Source organism: Caldithrix abyssi DSM 13497 (assembly GCF_001886815.1).
Lineage (GTDB): Bacteria > Calditrichota > Calditrichia > Calditrichales > Calditrichaceae > Caldithrix > Caldithrix abyssi.
This window is the reverse complement of the sequence record NZ_CP018099.1, coordinates 2,432,111-2,455,142: the sequence shown is the minus strand read 5'-3', so window position 1 is coordinate 2,455,142 and position 23,032 is coordinate 2,432,111. Positions and strand designations below refer to the sequence as shown.

At 39.0% G+C, this 23,032-nt stretch carries 11 protein-coding genes and 1 CRISPR repeat array; all 11 genes read right to left on the bottom strand.

Annotated elements, in window-relative coordinates; translation table 11 throughout:
* Positions 1-108 precede the first annotated feature (108 nt).
* The 11 genes from Cabys_RS09545 to Cabys_RS09490 all read right to left on the bottom strand — a co-directional run bounded on the left by Cabys_RS09545 (position 109) and on the right by Cabys_RS09490 (position 23,025).
* A complete protein-coding gene (locus tag Cabys_RS09545; RefSeq protein WP_006930126.1) occupies positions 109-2,178 on the bottom strand; it encodes a vWA domain-containing protein in 2,070 nt (689 codons plus the stop codon).
* Between the two features lies 1 nt (position 2,179).
* Positions 2,180-5,935, bottom strand: coding sequence for a hypothetical protein (locus tag Cabys_RS09540; protein ID WP_006930125.1), 3,756 nt, complete (start codon positions 5,933-5,935; stop codon positions 2,180-2,182).
* Positions 5,932-7,623: a hypothetical protein gene (locus Cabys_RS09535; protein WP_006930124.1), complete on the bottom strand. Its 1,692-nt coding sequence runs from the start codon at positions 7,621-7,623 to the stop codon at positions 5,932-5,934. The genes Cabys_RS09540 and Cabys_RS09535 overlap by 4 nt, the downstream gene beginning before the upstream one ends.
* Positions 7,624-7,632: 9 nt before the next feature.
* A complete protein-coding gene (locus tag Cabys_RS09530; protein WP_006930123.1) occupies positions 7,633-11,049 on the bottom strand; it encodes a tubulin-like doman-containing protein in 3,417 nt (1,138 codons plus the stop codon).
* Positions 11,050-11,306: 257 nt separating this feature from the next.
* Positions 11,307-12,539, bottom strand: a complete 1,233-nt coding sequence (locus Cabys_RS09520; RefSeq protein WP_006929616.1) for an ISL3 family transposase — start codon at positions 12,537-12,539, stop codon at positions 11,307-11,309.
* A gap of 372 nt (positions 12,540-12,911) precedes the next feature.
* Positions 12,912-13,888: a CRISPR direct-repeat array (repeat unit 37 nt; unit sequence GTCTTAATCCCCTCTGAATAACGGGGTACTTTCCGAC).
* A 208-nt stretch (positions 13,889-14,096) separates the two neighbouring features.
* Entirely contained in the window at positions 14,097-15,599 is a 1,503-nt protein-coding gene (locus Cabys_RS09515; RefSeq protein ID WP_006930120.1) for a radical SAM protein, read from the bottom strand.
* Between the two features lie 263 nt (positions 15,600-15,862).
* Entirely contained in the window at positions 15,863-17,509 is a 1,647-nt protein-coding gene (locus Cabys_RS09510) for a TM1812 family CRISPR-associated protein (RefSeq protein ID WP_006930119.1), read from the bottom strand.
* Between the two features lie 75 nt (positions 17,510-17,584).
* Positions 17,585-19,726: a TIGR03986 family type III CRISPR-associated RAMP protein gene (locus tag Cabys_RS09505; protein WP_006930118.1), complete on the bottom strand. Its 2,142-nt coding sequence runs from the start codon at positions 19,724-19,726 to the stop codon at positions 17,585-17,587.
* A gap of 15 nt (positions 19,727-19,741) precedes the next feature.
* On the bottom strand, positions 19,742-20,158 hold the full coding sequence (locus Cabys_RS09500) for a TIGR04423 family type III CRISPR-associated protein (RefSeq protein ID WP_006930117.1): 417 nt from the start codon (positions 20,156-20,158) through the stop codon (positions 19,742-19,744).
* Complete coding sequence (locus Cabys_RS09495) at positions 20,159-21,499, bottom strand: RAMP superfamily CRISPR-associated protein (RefSeq protein ID WP_006930116.1); 1,341 nt, start codon at positions 21,497-21,499, stop codon at positions 20,159-20,161.
* Complete coding sequence (locus Cabys_RS09490) at positions 21,499-23,025, bottom strand: hypothetical protein (protein ID WP_006930115.1); 1,527 nt, start codon at positions 23,023-23,025, stop codon at positions 21,499-21,501. The genes Cabys_RS09495 and Cabys_RS09490 overlap by 1 nt, the downstream gene beginning before the upstream one ends.
* Positions 23,026-23,032 lie beyond the last annotated feature (7 nt).

Sequence of the window (23,032 nt, the reverse complement as noted above, 5' to 3'; positions counted from 1 at the left end):
TGAAGGTGTTTTCTTTTTCGTCCGATTCCAGAATAATGATGAATAAATGAGATTTGAATTGGAACGCATTTTTTCTCTGCTTTCTCTAAAATAATTTTTTGGAAGGTCTTACCTCGCTGAAAATTTACCATTGGGACGGAATTGAATGTTTGTAGTGTCTCCATTGCTGTGGTAAATCTTAATCTCCGTGTTTGTATTGACCAGGATGTGTTTTTTTCCATCTTTGCTGGCTTCTTTTAAAGTAATGCCATTAACCTGAATGTTTTCTTTCTCACGAGCAAATTTACGATCAATCAAAATGCTACGTCTATTATTTGCAAGGAAAGAAATGCCCGCCAACTTGCGCCGTTCTCGCCAACAGAACAAATATGAAGACCGGCGATGCAATTTACGGGTTATCGGATTCTGGTAACCGGCCTTACTTTTTCTACGATAAGAAATGCGGGCGCGCGGTGGAAAACGAGGCACAAATAACCAACAATACAGGCATTTAATTATTACTAAAATGGATAGAATGGTCAGGATAAATGTTTTCCAGTGTTGCCAGAATGAGCCAGGCGTAATCTTAATTTGTAAGGACTTTTGATGCGCTGTATAGAGTCGCGATTTGGGCACGGCATTGATCTGCAGGTAAACATTTCTATCGGGGTCTTTCCAGGGGAAAAAATAATTGTCAAACATAACCGTGATCAAGTTTCCTTTTTTGTTAATAAGGCGTTTAATTTCTGGATGCGTTGAGATTTTGATATTAAAGTCGCTCGTAACGGTATCGCCTTTTTCCGTGACAACAGTGATATTAAGCGGCGGGATGGAATCCAATTTGTGACGAGGTATGGATGTATACAGGGAATCATGCCACAGCTGCCCGTTGATCAATATCCGCGAATGAATGGGGGCCGTATTAAATATTAGCTTTCGCTGCAAGTGAAAATGTCCCGGAAAAATGGCCGACACATCTATTACCACGGCCCCGGAAGTAGTGGGTTGCAAAACAAATGGTGGTGTTTTAAAGAGCAAACGGTCTGTCGTTTGAAAATCAATTTTTTCCCCGCCTCGTATTTGAGCTTGAAATTTTAAACGCTTCAATAATGAAGGTGAAAATTGATAGGGTTTTTTCTGGAAACTGAATACGCCTTCCAGCCAGAGAGAGTCGCCGGCGCCCACTGCATAAATTTGATCGATGGGAGCCACCGGACCTAATGTGGCATTATGCACCGTTAGTTGTAGGTCCAGCGTTGTATCAAGAAATAGAAACAGATTTTCCCGAAGAAGCGGATGATTAAAGGTGATCTCAATAGTGGAATCAGGGGGTATGACATTATTAAAAAAGAGAATTCCTGAAATAGCGGACAGATTAGCTCCGGGAAGCGCCTGATGATAAAGTTCCTTTCTGCTCGGAAAATTTACACGGCTAATCTGAACCACACGACTGTAGGTACTTTGATAGATGAGCCGCACGCTGCGCATGGGAAAAGGACTTTTAATTCGTAACCGCTTGCCCTCAACCTGGACAAAAGCTTCCTGTCCTTTAAGGCTTTTTCCGGTGGCAAAGGCAAATAGCTCCCCCAATCTTTCTGGAATTTCCCGATGGTGATGCACAAAAAAACAACCTTTGTTTCTGGAGCCATTGATAATTTCCAGCAAGGTCGGCAGTACATTCTGACGTTCAATCTCCCTTAATAAATTTGGATTGGGATTGAGTATTAAATATCCTGCAACCAGATTCTCCTCCGGTGAAAGATATTGAGCCAGATTAATATTTGGCTCCGGCTCAAAAACGCCATCGGTCAAAATCATCAGGCTTTTTTGTTTTTTATCTTTTAGTTGAAAATAGCGCAGCATCTGCCGAATGGTTTCCACAGGCGTGGCGGATCGATAGTTCAGACCGTCGATGTAATTTAATATTTGTTGTTTTCGTGAAGTGTAGAATACACGCGGACGCGCATTGGGATTAGCGCTTACCTCAGACATTGTAATAATGGCCAGGGTATCTTCTGGCATTAATAAAGCGGTAAATAGTTTAAAGGCATAAGCGGTAATGTGATGACGTTCTGCCTTTTCCATACTACCAGAGTTGTCATAAATAACCCCGATCCACTGTCCTTCCTCAGCCGCCCTGCCTGCGCCGGACATCAACAAAAAGTAAATAAATGTGTAATAGAGAATTTTATGGCGCATTTTAATACTCCTGCCGACCAAACAATTCTAACATATAGAAATATGGATTGTAATTATTGGGAACATGCTGCAGAAAATACTGAAGTCCCACGCCATACACATCTCCCTGTTGTTGACGGCGGGTATCAAGCTGGACTTTAATTCTTTGCAGAATTTCATCTTCTCGTTTGCGCAAATACCATTGCGCCAGCGCATATTCCACGTACGTTGTATGCCCTTCCAGTAACTCAAGAGGAATTTCATTGAGATTTTTCAGAGAAATAAATTGCCAGATGTGGGTAATTTCATGAACAAAGGTTAAATATGTATTCCAGTACGGAGCTCCATTCTCTATCATAATGATAAAATCATCTTGCTGGTGAATGGCAACGCCCACAACGCGTGGATCGTACTGGGGAGTGGGAATAAAGGTCTTTCCCAGAACTTGTTGTAAATCGGCCGTATTTATCACAGAAATCTGAGCGATTTTGGGTAAGCGGATGCTAAAATATTGTTCCACATCCCGATAGACCGTTTTCATAATTTTTTTGAAGGCATCTTCGGTCATCACAGCGGTCTTCTGGCATTCTTCACAGAGCGTTCGCCCATCTTCCAGCTCCGTATAAGATTTTTCGCCAATTTTTATACCGCAAAAATCGCATTCCACGCCAGCCTGCAGCCGGTCGGGCAAGTTAATGATATGAAAATGGTCTGCACGGGCTGTGTCCCACAGGGCGCGTCGCTGCTTTAAAGAATTAGCGTTATTGGCGTTCAATTCGGAAACAATTTCCAGGGTGCCGTCAAAGTCGTAAGGAAATTGGTCACGCTCGTCTCCGCTCACATGAAAATATAAGTCATCTGCGGCAACGTCGTTTTCTTTCATAAAACAGAGAAAATCTTCTAAAATATCCCACAAATTGGAAAGTTTGCTGTTATAAAGATATTCGCACACGCCCAACCCGATCTCGCTTTCTTCCAAAATCCAGATATCTATTGATCCGGAAACGGGAAAGGATTTGTCCCCCTTATCTGTTACAACCGGATATAAAAGATGCAAACCTGTCCCAATTGGATATTCTTCTTTTTGCTGGTTTAACAAATTACAGGCCTGTGGCGAAAAAACTTTTAATTGCGGAAAGGCGCTGGGAAAGAGACTTTTTAGCATTTTTTGTAAAAGGAGGCTAAGCGTAAAAGCGATGCGTTTAAAATCGTGGGATGACCCCGCGCTCTTTAATTGCAGGTGGATACTAAGCGCCCGGGCAATGGGAAAGTTTTTTTCGAGCAAACTTTGCGGATAAACATTTTTCGCATCAAGTATCTGAAATTCTTTAGGCAAGAGAGTGGGCTCTCCGACAAACTTTAGCACTTTTCGCACCTTGCGTGTGTAACGACATAGCCACTGCCTGTACTCAACTGTTTTGGACTGTATTATGATACTGGTTTCCTCAAAGGGAATATTAACCTCGATTCTGAATTCCACGGATGGAATCAGGATTTGTAAAGACTGCGGTGTTTGATGTTGCACAAAAACCTTGCGCTGATCGACATCAATATTTTCAATGCGATAAGCCTTGACATCATCCTTCTGCTGGTCGGGTAAATGCAAAATAATGATCTGATTGAGGTGCAAATGATAGATAATATTGTCCAGTGTAATAATGTGTTTGAATAATAATTCTCTTTTATCAGTATCCCCTGCCAGATGGAAGCTAAAATCTTTATTTGGTATGAGTTGGTCTTCTTTTACCTGGATCACGGGGAAATATTTAACATACGCCTGGTTTTGGTCATCCCATTGGTAATGTTCTTTGATAAGTTGCGTATCATTTCCATTCTCAATAAAAATAGCGATTAGTTGATTTAGCTTATGGGCCTTATATTCAAATGGTTTATCCGAATTTGGATCAATAAATTTATAAACTTTATCCCAGAATGATTTATCATAAAAAAACATGCTTTCCAGCTCTGGTTCAGTCAGGGATTTATGCAACAGGGTGCGTAGTAAGGAGATGAGAACTTGTTTAACAGAGGTAGAAGGCCAGGTGGTAATCGGGAATAAAGCTTCCTGATGTGGCGTAATAAGAAAATATTTTAGATTAGCCAAAAAATAGGAGCGGAGTAAGTATTGGTCTGATAAAATATTGATAAATTCCAGTTCCAGAGCGCCATGCTTTTCCAGATAGTTGAGCAGAAAAGGCAAATTGAAAAATCTATCGAAAATAAAACTAAAGCGGCTGCTGCCTGTTCTCCATACACGCCATGAAGATTGGAGACAAAATTTATCCACATTTACGGAAGTATTGTTCAAATTTTTTATCTGTGCGTTTTGTTGGCGAATTGCCCCCTCCAGAGTTTCGATGCTATCACGTTCAAAATCACCGGCATCAAGCCAGTAGATGGATGGAATGCCATAATGTAAAGGAACAAGGCTCAAAATTGCAGGAGGTGGTAAATAATTGACATTCAAGAAAACTTTTTGGTGATAATTTTGCCGTCCTTCCCATAAAATCAAATAACGTTTAAATGTATTGGACTGCAGAGACTGCACTTCCAGTAGCCTGCGACGGCGGTACAATAAACGCACGCTCTCTTCGATATTCTGCCATTTTTCGGCAATAATCAACATTCTGAGTCTTTCGGGCAAATCACTTTTTTTGAATATTTGAGCGATTTGGGCATGAAGCTCCGGGTACATCTGGCCAGGATGAAGAACAATCATCAGACCGGTATTGGCGGCCAATGCACTCCACCTGTCGGTATCGATCCAGTCTTCCCACTTGTCAAAGGTAATGAAATAGATGCGGTAGGCCATCAAAAGAGGATCGATTAGCGGTTGATTAAAATAAATGTCCCGCGAATAAATATACAACTCGTTCTCTAAAACGGGATTCATAGAGTGGTAAAATTCTTGCAAAGAGTGTTCATGATGTGAAAGAACGATAACTTTTTTCCCATGCGAGAGATAATAAGATATCGTTTCTGCAATTACGGATAATATCCGGTCGTTAAACGGATCGGTAATTAAAACATCCTGCTCCTGCAGTTCACTGATAATTTTTGTCTGATTCGTATTCTTCATATATTGTTTTCGATATATTAAATGGTACAGGATATGTGAATCGAAATGCTCCCTGTACATGGAAAAAATTTTATTGTAGGTATCAATCCAGCGCAAGGCAGGCTTTTCGAAAGAAATGGGCAGACGCATGTCGATCCAACGAATCTCGCCGGAAAAATAAACAGCCGCTTCATACACAACAGCCACAAGGGGCGCCCATAGTAGCAGAGGGAAAAAATTCAAGGTACCATTTACTGAAAGATAGATTCCCAGAAGAACAAATCCGCTGATGATAATCCAGCCTCCGGTTAAAACGGTCTTAATTCCATTAAATCGTTTTAGTAAATAATAACGTATTCCATACGTATAATAAGCGGGGAAAGACAACTTGTGCGCGGTTAATCTCTGTAAAATTTTTTCTAATATAATGAGTATCCACCGAACGATTAATAATAATATGAGGAGCATCAGGTTTACAGACCAGATTGCAAAATTATAAAAAAAAGCAGGAAGTACAATCCCCAGATGGATTTGTAATTGTCTGTCCAACCAATTGAAAAGCTCATTAAAAGATTCTGCGCCCCAAAAAGAAAAACTAAAGATTACTAACGCCGCAATCATGGGGAAAAAATGCAGGTGCGGATTGCGATAAGACCTGATTAAAAAAAACATCAAAAGTATTACCAGCGTAATGGCTATGAGAATTACATCCACACTCATGAACTCCCATTGTTTGCTTTTTCAAGCTTAATTAACAACGTATTTTGGCGGGCCGTAGAAACAATCAAATCACTTGTCATTTCAATGTTTGTATTTTGGGCCCCATTCTGCAAAAACACTTTCAATGGAGAAGGCTGAGAAACCACTTTTTTTTTAGAAACAGAATTAATCTCTTCTTCCAATGGACGTATAATATTTGTTTGCCAGTCGTTCAGCAATGTCATTTGCGCATTCTTTTTCTGTGAAATCACTTCCATCTTTTGTTTATGTTCCAACAATTTTTCTTTTAATTGCAGGAGTATATTTAATTGCATTTGCAAGGTATGGGCTTTGGCATGTGCTTCATACAATTTAGTTAATTTTTCCTGAATGGCCTGCAATTGATTTTTTAAGGCATTAATTTCGGACTCGATCTTCTTTTTTTCTTTTTTGTAGATATAAACTGCAAATAGTGATATTAATAACAATAGAGCGCCAAGCCAAACCAGGTCCATTTTTAACTCTTTCCATTCCATGGGTGGTCGTGCATCCGGTATTGTTAAAAATAGAGGGATTCCGAAGAACAGAATGGTTAACAAAATAGACAGGGCAGCTGGAATTACGATATTACGTTCAGGGATAGTGCGTTTGATAGTATTGACCGCCTGAAACATGCGTTGTTCTAACTGTTCGATTTTTTGTTGAACTTCATTAAATAAATTAATGGGCAAATTTTCTTTTTGTTCAGCTTCCAGATTTTTCTGGCGCCTTTCGATCTCATTAAATAGGGTCTGATATTTTTGAGGTGTGTAAATGGACTCGATTTCATTTTTTTGAAGAATTAAAGGGTCGTTTTTATTAATAATTTCTTCATAACGCTTTTGAAAGCACTCCCCCAGTTTGTGCGTATTCTGTTTAATGTTTTTTAATATTTCCTCTCGCACTGAATTGAACCAATCATTCAGCCTGGATGCTTCATGAGGATTTTTGATTGCTAATGCTGCCTGCGATTCGTTTAAATTTAACGTATTCATAGGACAGTCTTCCTTATTAACCGGGGCTGCCAAAGTGTCGACCGGTTGCCAGAAAGAATCCGGAATTTCTTTTTCTTCTTTTTCATCAGAGGCCAATTGCTTGATCTCCTCATACGCATTATAAATTTCCTGAGGGTTCAAGCCCCCTTTTTCTATTATTAATTCCCAACATTGTGTCGGTATCAATTGCTCCAAAATATTAAATTTATCTGCATCCTCTATTTCCTGATCATTCAAAAGCCATTGTGAAAGCGCTATAATAAAAATCAATAAATTTTTCTTATCAGTAAATTCAACTACGGGCAATTGAATATTTTGGGAAGGATAATTTTGCGCCAACAAAATGTTGATTACCTGTTGGCTGTTGTTAATAGGTTTAAGATCGCTGGCAATAGCGTTTATGATATCAGGGTTATTTTTCCCGGAAGGGAGCATCCACAGGTTGACCTGACTTTCGCCCACTAGAATTCTCAGACGCAGGTATTCCACATGTCTTTCGCGCGGCAATCCTACAACCGAAAACAGTTTTTCATCTGTCGCGCATTCCCATTCTTTTAATGTCTCATCCAGAATGGTGATTTTCTCCGGATTCTCTTTAAGCAGCCCAAAAAGAATGAGAAGCCCCTGTGCCCGCAACGGTGATTCTGTATTCTGATTGATAATGTGAATATGCATTGGCTTTTCTTAAAGTAAAATTTCCGATTGAGTTAAAATCGTCTCTAACTCTTTTACATCTGCCGTGTTAACGCTTTCGATCATGTTCGTTAAATTGTTTTTTTCATCCTGATGGAGCTTTGTATTTTTGTTGAGTAAATCCGAAAATTTTTGAAGTCCTGCGTTGAATTGCTTGAATTTTTCGTCATCCGAAATTCCTTCCTGGTTCATTACCAAATACTTATACATCGGCAAAAGCTGCTTCGCCAGGTTGTAAATAAACGTTTGATTATCTAAGTTGCCTCGTTCTTCCTGAAGGCTTTTCATTAGTTCTTTCCACACACGTAGAAAATGAGATATTTTTTCGTCATAGGTGTTTGAATTAAAAACCCAATTTTTAAATTCGTCCAGAAATCTGGGAATATAGCCTGCATGATCATCCAGCCAGTAATGGATCATGCAAAAAGTAGAAGGCGATATTTTTTTCATAAAACTTTCTTGCAGCAGTTCTCCCGGCCACTGCCATCTTACAATTATTTCATTTTGCGCACGGTGGCTCTTTTGAATATTGATGGTGTCAGTTAGTCTTCCCGCAGTAATCGCCGTCATTTTCATTCGGTTGTAAAGATCGATTTCTTCTTCAAATATGCCGGGCAAATAGCCATATTTATGCCAGTTTTTATCTAAATGCGGCAACACATCATTCGGAAAAACTTCAGGATCATCTGATTGAAAGATGTTCTTAATACACTTTTGATAGGCTCGGTAATATTCGCCATCTTTAAAATGAAAGCGAGCCATGTCTTTAGCCGTAATTCCGTAACGAACGCGATAGGCCTGGATAATTCTATTGTTAAAAAAGTTATCCGATATGGTTTGCTGACCGGCTTCCTGCTGGATAAATGCATCGAAATCGTTTATGGTATTTCTCAGGTAGTTTAAAACATCTTCATGAATTCCTAAAAAAATCATCGTCTGTATATTACGGTCATCCACTACCTGCAAAAATCCTTCTGCCCTGTTGAACAGGGATTTGAGAAGCATTTTAATTTCCTGGATGTATAGTCTTTCAATTTCCTGAGGTTCCATGTCGGGATTCTCCAATTCGATTCGTTTCCTGAAAATTTCAGCAAAATTTAAATTATAATTACCGCCGATTGAGGAACGCACCACATCCACACAACGCGGGATTAAAATATCTATGAATTTGTGGGGATAGGTAGAGTGGATTTTACGTCGCCGCGAGAGAGTAAACGATGAACGATAACGGTTATAATAGGTTTTAAAAAGTAACTCATAAATTTCATGATTTATTTTAGGATCATTAAAGGTGGTCAGACGAAACTTCTCCTGCTCCCATAATTTTCTTTTCAATTCTGCGCTGGCAAAGATATAATGTTTAAATGAATTTTTCTGGCGCGCATCGTGCATGTTTTCTAATTCTGAAATTTTTACCTGCACCAGATGAATGAGAGTGGGTAAAGAATCAAAAAAAGTCTCATATTCTTCGACAATATTATCCACTTCTTCGTAGATCCGTTTAAAGAGTTTCAGCAAAGCATATTCTTCCATGTACTTTTTTAAATGGTGGATATGGTTGCTTGCCTCATTGCTGTAATTCTCTAAGAATTTATTAATCTTCAACATACGTTTTATAAGACCAGAATTGCGAATCCTATCAAAACGCATGGTGGCGTTTTCGATTTCTTCGGTTTCAGGATCATCAAATGCCTTATATTGGTACCAATTAAATTGATCATTTAATTGCAACAATTCTTTTTCAATATTTTCGATTTTTGATTCCAAATTTAGCATTACTTTATACAAAAAATAACGCACCCCGATGGGATGAGGTGAGTCTTTTCGAATGTAATTTTGCAAATGAATTTCTAACAATTGGCCATCCGGAGTTTCTTCTCCCACCAACACAGATTGTCTAAACACCATATCGCTCACCTGGTCGCCAGGGCGGTTCAATTTGAGTCTCATTTCTTCAAAATCTTGTTCAAAAGTAGCAATGGCATCCGCGGGGTCTGCTTCTTCTTTCAGGGTTTCGGCGTCAATACCTCTTGCATACTTGTACGCAAAGTTAAAATACAACTCATTAGTCCGTAGCTCGTTTAATAGATGCTTTTCCAGAGCTTCAATATAATGATCGGCCTGATTAACAGTAAGGTTTGTCCCTTCCACCTGTATGTTAAATCGCTTGGAAATAGTATTAAAAAATGTATCATTCTGGCTGAAGGATTCGAAAATGGAGACATATTCTTTTTCTAAACGGAGTTCGGGAAGATTTAAAATGCCCTGCTGGCGCTGCATATCATAATTTTTTTTGCGCGCTTCAAATTCTCGATCGATCTTTAGCCAGTTTTCGGAGATGGTGCGAATACTGTATTGATGCGCTAAATAGTTTAGCAAATCGTCGTAAGGATATTCCACGGCCGCCACGCCAAATGTACAATAAATATTGGTTAACTTTTGTTTTCCTAAAGTCTGTAGAGTTTGAATGATATTATTATCTTCAATAGAACCCTGAGCGCTGGCGATTGGCGTGTAAAGTTGATTGAAAATACCGTGAATCACCAGATTCTCATATTCTTCGCCTCTTTTTACCAGGTGCTGGTTTTTCATGTTTTCAAAATCCACCAGATATACCATTTTAAACAACTGCTGATTGCTGGTGATTTGAAAGTTCCGATATTGGGGGTGAAAGTCGAAATGGAGGGGGCGAGGTTTTAGGCCATTTTGATCCCGATCATACAGACCGTAAATAAAGCGGAACATATTTTCGATTTCTTTAAGCGCCGCATAAGCATTTACACGCAGACGTTCATGTTGATTAATGGGAAGATTATAGGCATTGGTATAAATTCCCGGCAAAAAGAAGACCCCTTTGATTTGAGGATGCAAGGCATTAAATTCTTTGTGCAACCACAGGGTGAGAGGAATGAGAATACCCGAGGCTGTTCCGCCACAAATGGAACCGATCAAAAAAATACGCAAATTCCCTAATTGACCGTGCCATTGTCGTAACGTATTTCGAATTTCGCTTGCAACGCGCTCTTCAAAACCCGGCTGTTCAAACATGGCGTACAGGGCCAGCCTTCCTAATATGCGAATTTGACCGGCGCCCTCCAATACTGACTTGTTGTGCAGGTATTGATATAAGATCGGGAACCAGCCTTCGATATCTCGCCCATTATTATGCAATTCTATGTACTGTTTTATAGAATAGTTGCGTGATATTCTAAATACTTTTTGCGGTTCAATATGTTTGATTCTATTAATATCATTGACGTCGGTATCCAGCACCAGGAATTCAGTTGGGATATTGTTTCGATGTTCCTCTTCAAGCCGGTAGTACATTCCGGCTAATTGGTCTACGATCCGCCCCCCGGTCCCGCCAATACCCAGGAGAATAGTCGGGATTTTGTATTGAGCATTCATAAAGCTCTCCTTATGATAGTTTTGAGTTCATATGAAACTTTATTTTTTAAAATTTTATGCGAAATACTAAACATGATTAGCACGAGCAAAAGCTTAGAGTCCATTACCAGGATGTATATTGCCGCCGGAATATCGCTAATTAAGCAGTTGATTATTGGAGAATTATCCTTTTTAATTTTTCTCTTAGCATAATTAAATTCAATTAAAGCATGGCAAATTAGCATGGTTTTGCCTTTTTTAATAAAATTTATTTGGCTCTACTGGGATTCCTGTGGAAAAAGGTCTAATTTACCAAGAAAGAAAAGTATTGCTATCCTAAAATTTTCAAATTTTCTAAAGCCTCTACCAACTGTTTTTATCTCCTGTATCTTGCCGTTCAACCATTCGGCTACTGAATTATCTATCTGATATCTTATATAGTTTAATAAGCCATCTGAATGAGCAATGAGCATTTTTGCTACTTTAATCATTTTATTTAAAGAACGTCCCTTAATATCCTGATACCATTCCGCAAAAAAGAATTTCGCATCATTTATTGTTTCACTCCTAAAGAATTCTTTGAAGTTCTCTTTGGCCGCCCAAGCCTGGGAAGTGATAAGGTTAAGTTCTTGAATTTTTCTGAAACGCGATAATTGCTTGTCCGTCATATTTTCCGGATTCTTTAAAAATAAATATTTACTTTTCACTAAGGTTTTATCATTAGATTTTTGTAATTTACGGGCTTCCTCTCGTCTGGTTTTATCCACTCCATCATTTAAATACTTCATTATATGAAATTTGTCATGCACTTTGGAAGCATTGGGAAGCTCCTTTTGAACAGCTTTAATAAAAGCTTTCCACATATCCATACTGACCGCTTTGAGGCCCTCCTTTTGTTTCTCTGTTAATCCCTTGTTTATTAAGGAACTGGCAGAGCTTGTTGTGCGACCTTCACTTACATCTATTACACGTCTTCTTTCACTATCGGATAATACGCTTACATAAGTATGACCTCTTTTCATACTCTTCTCATCTATCCCGATATATTTAATGTCCTCTTCCGTTCGGCGTGATAGCCCGCGTTCCACTGCTTTGCTCATTATATGATGAAGCATATCAAAGCTGATCCGTAAAAATTGTGCCGTTTTGCTCTGGTTTTTGGAGGCCAGTAATAACTCAATAGCAAAACGTTCAAATAATAAAGTCGTTCGACTCGACTTTTCTGCCCAAGGAACTTTGATCGTTTTTACTCCGTGTTCCTTGCATTTAATGCGGGGAACTTTGCAGACAATATAGGTCTTCATTTGGCATGTATCCAAATGCCGCCAACGACGTTTTTCGCGATGATCATAAATATCATATTCCACTTCGCATTCGGGACAAAAACCTTTTTTTGACTTATAGATAATCTCTATTTCTACTTCCTCATTCGCAATATCTAAGTCAACTTTAGACACTTCCCAGGGATGCGAAAGTCCCAAAATCTGTTTAAATAATTCTTTATCTTTCATAAACTCAATCTAAGGATTATTTTTGTTTTTCACAAAAATCCCAGTAGAGCCTAAAAAATAATAAATAGAAAATATCCCGTCTTAATCCCCTCTGAATAACGAGGCAATTATTTGTTAATTATTATTTAAGATTTTCTATTTGACTAATACCAAAGTGGAAAACCGCTCATTACCACGATACAAATTTTAAATAGCAAATAAAAAATAATAAATAGAAAATATCCCGTCTTAATCCCCTCTGAATAACGAGGCAATTATTTGTTAATTATTATTTAAGATTTTCTATTTGACTAATACCAAAGTGGAAAACCGCTCATTACCACGATACAAATTTTAAATAGCAAATAAAAAATAACAAATAGAAAATATCCCGTCTTAATCCCCTCTGAATAACGGGGTACTTTCCGACATGACGAGGAACTCGTCATATCCTTATTATAACCACAACCAGTCTTAATCCCCTCTGAATAACGGGGTACTTTCCGACCAAGACCTACAAAAGTGTCCCATTAATCCCGGCTACGGTGAAGTCTTAATCCCCTCTGAATAACGGGGTACTTTCCGACAGTCAGGATTGGAGACAAGACATTCAAAAGTGTCCCATTAATGTCTTAATCCCCTCTGAATAACGGGGTACTTTCCGACAAAGATGAAAGGAAATAAACATGAAATTAGAAGATTTCTTTTGTCTTAATCCCCTCTGAATAACGGGGTACTTTCCGACCTTATTTAATTCTATTAGCGATAGCGGTTATCGCAATAAGTGTCTTAATCCCCTCTGAATAACGGGGTACTTTCCGACAGTAGCTGCCTGCGCTATGGCTCGAGTCAATGGCAGGAGATAAAGTCTTAATCCCCTCTGAATAACGGGGTACTTTCCGACAAAAATGAAATATTCAAAAGATGAAAGTCGTTCAAGCAAGGTCTTAATCCCCTCTGAATAACGGGGTACTTTCCGACTCAAAACTTTGGTCGCAATGGCCAATACAATAAGAACAAAGTCTTAATCCCCTCTGAATAACGGGGTACTTTCCGACTTTATTTGTTAAACTTAAGTTGAAAGGAACTATACGATGGATGTCTTAATCCCCTCTGAATAACGGGGTACTTTCCGACAGATTCAGACCTTTCCTGACAGGTCTATAAAGATAGTGTCTTAATCCCCTCTGAATAACGGGGTACTTTCCGACAGATAGTCAGGTGAGCCTACGACTGGGCATGAGCAGTTATAGGGTCTTAATCCCCTCTGAATAACGGGGTACTTTCCGACAGGAAAACGGATACGAACTGCAGGAATCTAACAGTCAATTTAGTCTTAATCCCCTCTGAATAACGGGGTACTTTCCGACTCCTCCACTTTTCAGCCCTTGATACACAAGGCCTCGCGGGGCACTTTTTCAAAACCTGTTTGTTCTGATTGTAAACTTTCTGCCATATTTGACCTAAAATCGACCTAAACCATTGTTTTTTAGAAGGCCAAAACCTCCCTGTACCGTTAGGCAATTTTTCAGCGCCCTCTTTCTTTCTGTTTTATCTTAATTTACAACGATTTTTTTTCTATTGCAAACCTTTTTCAACCGCTCTGTAAAATTTCTGCAAAAGGCTTAATAATTTTTCACCGCGCGTTTCTAATCCATGTTTTTTTAGCCAGGCTTTCATCTCTATTTCGGAGCTAAAGCTTTGCGCGTTCAGGCCAACAATCACCGTCCCGCCTCCTACGGCGCTGGCGGTGACCTCCGCGCCATCCACCAGATATACTTTTAACAATAAGTCGTTCTGAAACCAGCAAACCATGTCCAGCGCTTCCATTATTTTACGGGCGTTTTCTAATTCGCACACATAAATCTCCCGGTCTTTTTCAAGATAAAGGGTTCTTTGAAAAAGCAGACCTTCTATTTCATCCATGATCACGGTGCAACCGATGATCTTTGCCCGGCGCTCATCGGTTACATGCTGCCGTATTTTAATGACGCGTTGCTTGCTCTCCCAAACTGAGTCCGCCGTACGCGGACGGTAATACCAGTCGTTAAACTGTTTTTGCTCCAGTAACCGGCCGTTGTTCTTCTTTAAAAATAGCTCAAAGTTCGCGCCGGCCATACTAAAAAAGAGCTCTTTGCGGCTTTTGGTGTAGCGTGTTTCCTGAATAAGCGACGGCGAGCGCTTGCCGTATTTTTGTGCCAGATTAACGATGATTTTTTTGCCTTCTTTTATAGCCCGCGCCAGAGCCACGTTTTTCAGATCATAATAAACATCAGAGGCTTCCATACACGGAAAATATTGCAAAGCGGCGCTAAAGGTATGATCGCGATTTTCCAGACACTTTGCGCAGCCAATTTTACAGGTCAGTTGCTGTAACTCGATATCGAGCGCAAGGCCCTTTTGGCGATAAACCTTTCGACGATTATGCGTTTGAAGATGGAGCGCTCTTTTACTTATGATGGCTTCGGCCGATCGCACATCAAAAAAATAGGGATACAACCACTCGTTGTTTTCCATCACCAATAATTCCAAAAATTTAATGGCCCGGGCACAATAGCGCGCGGCCAGGTCCACCGCGCTCCAGATAGCCGGTTCCGAGTTATTCACCCCGCGCAAAAGCACGTAGTTGATTTTGAAATGCGCTCTGTATTCTGCCAGTAATTGCAGGGTTTCTAAAATAGTAGAAAAAGAATGGCGCTTCTGGCGCGTGATGGTCTGGTAATTTTTGTCACTGGCCGTATGAAGAGAGATATGGAATTTGATTTTCGGATATTTCAGGATTTGCACCACATGGTTTTCCTGTACCAGTGAGCCGTTGCTAACAATGGTTACCGAGGGCAGGCGGTCGGCGTGGGCGTTTTGCAACCAGTTCAGGGTTTCCATTAAAACATCGGGGTAGATGAAGGGTTCGCCTCCGGTAAAGGTAAGGTCGTTATATCCGTAATCCAACAAGCGGGAGATCAAGAAGCGCAGGTCTTGCGCTTGCGGTTTGCGCCCTTCTTTTTTGGCCAGGCCTTCGTTGTGGCAAAAAAAGCATTTGTAGTTGCAAAAGGGAGTGATGGATATACGCGCTTCATGCATGTTAAATTTCCTGATTTTGTTAAATTGAACTATTAATGACGCGCGCCTTCAATCAGGAAGCGTTACAGAGACTTCAAGGCGTACTTTAAGCAGTTTTTGAAAAATCCTTCATTTATCGGGCGACGTATTAGTGTGATTTTTCTGGCATTTTCTAATTATTTAAACTTCAGTCCTTTTCGCTTTTGTCTTTTTGGCGCTCTGGTAGTTTAAAAAATCCAGAGTTTATTTAAATCTTGCGTAAAAGCATTGGATGTTTTAAGTCATTATTCCCCTCCCCCATTCAGCAGGCGGCGCGGACTGAGATTCTTTTCCACATAACGGTTTTGCCCGGGATCGTATTGCAGCCAGATGGGATGGCGGCCCATACTTTGCTGAAAAACGCCATAGGCGGTAATGGAAAGATAAGAATAGCCGCCGGGCACCAGAAAAATCTGGTAATCGTGGTACTCTTCCGCAATTTTTTTGCACTGTTGAGCGACGGTCTTTTCCATGTCAAGATCTACATTGCCGGCGGTTAAAATTTTGTATTTGATGTTATTGCCATATTTCTGACGCAGGGCGGGCAAAATGGGATGAATGCCTTCGTTGACGATTACAAACAATCGCTTTTCCTCTTTTTCGCTTAAAAGGTTTTGCAGCGTATGTTTAACCTGCGGCCTGGTATCCAGATGGCTGACAAAGCTTAAGAGGATTGTTTTGCTCTCCTGCAGGATGGTATCCAGGTAATTCTTAAGTTCAACAAAATCGATTTCTTCGCCTTTGTTGAAATTTTTAATGTGTCCCACAGCATTGCGAATATCGCGGATTTCTCCCCATAGCCGGTAAAACCTTTGCAGTTCTTTTTCAGGAATCGCCTCGTTCAGGATACGAAAGGTCTCTTGAGCCAGACGGTTCTCTTCTACGCTAAGTTTAATGCTTTTTTGTTCGTCAAACAGGGCAAAATAGACGCGGTTAAGCAGCACAAGTTCCACTTTTTGCCGGAATTTATTTTTGGTTTGATTGAGAACTTTACAAAAAAGAGTGATGAAGCATTCTCTCAGGATAAGAACGCTACGGGCGTAAGCGCCTTCTTCAAAATTTCTTCTGGCGATATTGAGTTGCAAGGAGAGCTGGTCTTTATTTTTAAAGATTTTAAGGAAATCGTGGATAAAGGGTTCCACCTGCGAATAAACCGGATAGTTTTCATTAAGGAATTTTTTAACGTCCTTATTTTTGGCGGTTAAAAATCTTTCTGATTTCTTTTTCAGGTAACTAACGTAGTTAAAGGCGTAGGCATTGGTAAAGTCTTCAAAACTCTCTACAAATTTAGGTAACTGGTCATTTGTAATGGTTTTGATGCGCAGAACCAGTTCTTTAGCGGAGCCGCCATGGATGAACAATTGGGCGGCTTTTAGCCAGTCCAACAGGTAGATAAGTTCTGTCATGTCCAGGATGTGCGGCGGATCGGCTTCTTTAATTCCGTAAGTAACTTTTTTAAGATGGATATTTGGTCTGGTTTCGCGCAAGAAATAGGCGGCTAAAAAGATGAGTATGGGCTGCACGCGGTAGCCGAAGGTCAGGTCGATGAAAAGATCGATTTCCTCTCTTTTAAACAAGCGATTGGAAACCACTTCGGTAAATGCATTCCAGAATTCGTCTCTGGTGTTTAGCGCGCCAATTTCTTTAGCGCTTAGGCTGTTCTTAAGGCCGAATCGTTCTAATTCGTCTAACAATTGTTGATAATGTTCTCTGTTTTGATCTAACGCTTCTTTAGTGCCTAACAAAAGGATATGATCGACGTTCCACTTAGAAGCCACGGCTAAGAAGGGGAAGGGCGTTTTGATGGGATCGGGTTTTTCGTCCCATGTGACCTGTTGGTAATTTTTTGGCGCCCCGATAGCAGTAATGAGGATTTTTTTGAGGTTTTCCATTTTTTGCTCCAAATTCTCGCTATTTATTGAAAATCAAAATAGGAGTTAAAAAATTATCGCGACAATCTATTGCTTTTAATTTCTTGGAAAAGTTCGACCAAATTGATTTTCTAGAGCAACCAGAATTTTAAATATAGCTCCTTTTCTCTTATGCAAATTATCCATGATTATTTTTTGCTTCGATTTTGGCAACAAAGGATATACATCGAATAATACTTTCTTGTCATGCAATGATATACTTTCATCTTTAATGTAACCTTTCAATTCGCTATTGGTTAAGTTTAATATTTTATCAATTTCAGGATTTTTTGATATTGCCTCTTTCTTTTTCTGCTCCACTTGTTTTTGTTGCCTAATTTTCTCGGAACTTAGAATTTTGATATTAGTATCTTTGCTGGAATCTTGAGAATATTTGGGCAAAGCATAGCCCCTATTCTTAATTTCTCTTACAAATTCATTGGTATTTGTATCTGGATCCAAAATAGGATATTCAGAAGCATAATTAGACCGATAACTAACGTCAGCCATAGTGATCAATTCCTTGATTTGCTCTGTTTGGCTCCAGTTTGGTATTTTATGATTCATGTAATTCTCAAATTCCTTTAAAAAATAAGAAATATCATGTGCCTCTCTATCATAAAATATTTTTAAATCCGATGTTTCCAATAATACTCTTCCAAAGCCCAAAGGTTTGCCCATACCAATTTTATGCTGGCATGAAGAATTATTCCCAAAACTAATTGCCCATAGTAGTGCGCCTAATTCAAATGGACGTAAATTAAAGAATTTAATTTTTCCAAAAAATTCAGCGTTTTTGGCAATTGGCTCGAAAGTAGTAGTCGTATTTCCGGCTGGCATGCTATTTAAATCTGGCTGATTATTTTCTGAAGGGTATCTTTTCCACCCTTTAAGCTCTACATCATTGTCCATTAAAGTTTTATAGTCGTATTTATTTCCTTTTTTTGGCACTTGAAGATTATTGTCAATTTTTTGTTGGATATAATATGGATAAAACGTCGGCTTTGGAGAGCCAAGAATTTTCGTGATAGGGCCTAATGCATTGGTGCTTTGCGCAGACTCTTTTGTTTCAAATAAATGACCAAACTGTATTCTCCCTTTCAATGCAAGATTTTTACCGTTAATATTGTGCGTGAACCCAAACAGCATATCGGACAAATCCGGGATATACTTTTCGTTGTTTTTAGGAAAATGCTTTGCGTTTGAATTTCGAATGGCATCAGAAATTTTGTTAGGATAAGGCAATCGATACATCATAGCCAGACCAAAGGACTCAACATTGCCACTTTCATCTTCCAGGTAAAATACAGGCATCGGTTCGCCTATGGAAAGCTTTTTTTTCCAATACTTCCATTCGTCATTGGGTTCTTCATTTTCGTTGGAGTGAATAAACTCAAAATCCTTTTTCAAAGCCGTTACATCGTAGGAGGTTTTACCATCATTAAAAAAAATAAATTCCATGTGCTTACCTTTTCTTTTCTTTTCATTTCTACGAAAAGGCTGTCCGGTAAACACAATGGTGCCGGAATATTTTCCTGAACCTAATGTGGTAACTTTTTTATAATGTATTTTACCCGGAGAGTGTTGATAATCGCCCTCCTTATAATCAAATTGGATGTTAAGATTATTGCCCCAACGTTGATATTTGACAATTGAAGACATACGATCATTTAATCTAACATTATTATGGTACGTATTAAAATAATAGGTTTCTAAATCTTTAAGTTCTACACGCGCATATTTGCAAGGGGTTAAATTCCATATTATGCCATTTCCAGTCGACATTTGTGATATCCATCCGGCTTTGACCTTAGGATGGATCACACCCGCGACTTTTTCCGTCATTTTTGACTGATATTTTGAATAAGAGAGATCTCTAATGGAATAGCGATGATCGGTAACCTTATTTAATTTGCTAAAAGAAATAATCTCAAGAACATTGCGAATGGTTCCTTTAAGGGAGGTACCAGGGATAATACGAGACACAGTATTATTCTTTCCAATGTGAGCATTAAAAAAATCATTGTTGTTATTGCCAGAATTTCTGATATAAATTGGAGTTTGAGTAATCAATTTTACCTCAATATATCCGCTTAAACCATCGCTAAACGGTATATCATGTAATACTTGTTCAGGTTTCTCATACGCAACGACTCGATTTGAAATTGGTACAAAATTATACGGTGATTTTACAGACATTTCTATTCCTCCACATTAAATTTCAATACCGCAAAAAACGGTAACTTTTTTACGTAAAACAGCAAATCCTTCACAATTATCATCAGACTCAGGCGCCCATATTTCTTTAAAGATTAGCTTCTTGCCTATTTTCTTGTTTGCTAAAAATTTTTGTTCGGTTATTTCAAAATCTTCTGGCAACTTTTTTAAATCAAAAAAATTAATTAAATATCGTCCGGGAACATGCCTTACTGCGACAGAAACATTATTATCAACATCATATAAATAGGCTTCTCTAATAAATGGATTTAGAGGTTGGCCATCCTTTTCATATTCAGCCGCATTTATTTTGTTGATTCGCCTTGGTGCAGCTTCATTGGAAAGCCACAAATACCCCTCAAAATTTAAGTCCGGTATTTCGGATAAATTATTCAGTTTTTTATGCCATGTCATTTAAATATCCTTTCCGTTTTTAAAAACTTTACCTGTAAAAGAGCCGTGGCCACGCATAACATTGCCTCCTAATGGCAGCATTCCAGTCGCAATGTCTTTTAAAGTGCATTCAAATGCTTCCATAATTTTATCATCATTCTCCAAAGCTTCTTTTTCCACTGCAATTTTCAGAATTATGTTTTCATCGGTAAAAACTACTTTTTCATTATACAGGGCACCGTCTATTGCGCCTCCAGTGAAACGGTCAATTGCCACATGATCAAAAATCTTTTCACCGGCTGCACGCACAAACAAGTCGCTGAAAATTACCCTGCCGCGCTGGCCATAATTCTCATCTTCCTCACTGTTTTTCGCAAATCCAAATAAAGCACGGACAGCTGTATTGTTTTCCCCAACATAGTTTTTATGATCTTCAACAGGAATTTGATCGGCAAAATAACCGGCCAACCGATTGTAATGAAAAGCAGTACGGTGGGAAATTGCGCCTTTTACCGAGGTTGCAGGCAACAAGATCTTTTCTTCAGTAAATGTCGGCTTGCCGTCACTCCAAATAATATATGGCTCTTTTTTGACTACGGTATCGGTTTCGTTGTCTCCGTATCCGCTGGAAAAAATAAAAAAATCTTCAGCTTCTAGGTAGAGTTCGTAAGTTATCAATTGATCATCCGATACCAGTTTTGCTTTGAATTCATTTTTAGGAACGCTTAATTTTGCAGACCTTGACATATATTTTTGTACATCATTTGTGAGATCAAAAATTTCTTCATCAAGTCTAACAATTTTAAGTTCGCCAAATCCTTTGCGTGTGCCGCTACCAATTCTGAACAATGGGGAACGCAATTTAGATAATAACTCTTGCCAAAGAGCAACATCATTTTTGTCCCCAATTAATTCCATATCAAAAACAAATCGGCACCCTTTATAGACGATCTGCTCATCAAATTTCCCATGTGCTTCGCTATCAGCCACTCCTTTCTCCGTAATCCTGGTATGGTCTCGTACAGGAAGTAATTTAAAATTCTTATAAAACTCGTCTGAGAAATCAATATCCGCCAAACCATCAATAACCTCCCCATCCTTCCCGACAAAATTGGCATTAGAGATAATGAGTCTGGAGCCTTTACCTTCTTTTTTTTCCTGAAACCCAAAAACATTTTTAATTTTGCTTTCGTCTTTAAATGAGTGTCTTAAAACACCTGTCAATGCGGTTCCGGGAATAACGGGCAATCCATTTGCATCGGTTGCCACCAATTCATCGGTAATTAACCCTGCTTCACCGGTACCAATTTTCAACGGGGTGGTTGCTTCGAGAAGAATTCTTGCACAATATCTGTAATTCATTATTTACTCTCCTTTTTTTGCGCAACTTTTTGCATTTGTGTAGCCAAAACAATGGCATACTCCCGGCCAACTTGTTTCTGTATTTCAACCTGTTGTAATTCATTTTTTAATATGTCACGGCCTTTTTTCCATAATTTTTCAGTTTTGCCATGCATCAAAATACCTGAATTTGCTATATCCTGACTTCGAGTGATCCCATCAGGGGAGGTGGGGGTGATATTATCAAATAACCAGACCATCATTTCATTAAAATCTTTAGAACTAACAGCGGCCGCTCGCACCTGACCCCATTGACTCGGAGTTATACCTGTAAATAATCGGCTATTTTCGCTTACAAAATTGGATACCCTTTCATAAATGTATTTTTCATTCTCGAATTCCAATTTTTTCCTTGAAAGCCAGGTTGAGAATCGATTATCGAACGCCGGATCAGAGGTAACAACAGACGAAAGGACTTTATTATTTTGTGGGCTGTGATTTGCTTTTCTAATACTAAAAGTACTCTTTGCTTTTTTATCAGCCTGTAAAAAAGTAGGATTTATTATAATTTGTCCAAACCCTTCATTTAAATATTCGCCAACACCGTTTTTTAACAATTGCGGATTATAATCGCCACCATTTTCAGATTTAAAAACAAATACCGAACCTTTCTCAAAACATACGCGATCAGTTAAAAATGCCCTGTTTTTGAAATTGTAGGGAGCATAAACGGAGTTCATAACCTGACTTTTAGACCAGTCTAAAGTCCAACTGGCATCTAAGTGAAAGTGTTGAGCGGTAGGTTGAAGCGTCGGTTGCCCAAATTCATCAAAAAAAGCCAGCCTGCTTTCGGCATAAATAATTAGGTATTTATCCTCAAATAATTCGGTAGTTGACCAACTGGGTTGATTTGGCTTTATCTCTTGAATCTCAACTTTTCCGTATTGGGCAGACCGGCTTTTACCAATATGTTTGTGTCCAACTAAACCAGACTTGATAAAATCTTCATCAATGTTTTCATCTATATCCACATAAAACATCCACTCCGTACCACTTTCTAAAGATTTGTACCCATAAAGCATTCCCTCAGCGCTTGTTCTTTTTGAACGGTCATAGGCCGATTTAATAGAAAAATTCTTATTTAGCGGCATTACCACTCCTGCTTGAGGGGTTTGTGGAATAATCCAGCCATGTCTGATTTGTTTAAGTTGTTTTGCATTAGCTATAAGAGTGGAGGTAATATCATCATTTAAATAGTGATGTACCCAACGTTCAGATTCTAGATATTCGCCTTTATTGACAAACCAACTTAGAGGCGCCTTAAAAGCTCTGACTTCATCCAAAGCGGGATGTGCATCACCAAACTTAACCTTATTGCTATGAAAAATATCGTAGGGATTGTTTATATCGTCATATTTTTTTGCCACTAAACCTAAAAAAATGGAACCTGGGATAAAATCAAGTGTCTTCCGTTCACCTTCTGTTGCTGAGTCGGCATGAACAACAACATCCGTAAGAAGGGTCAATTTAAACGCCAATCGTTTCATTGTTTTC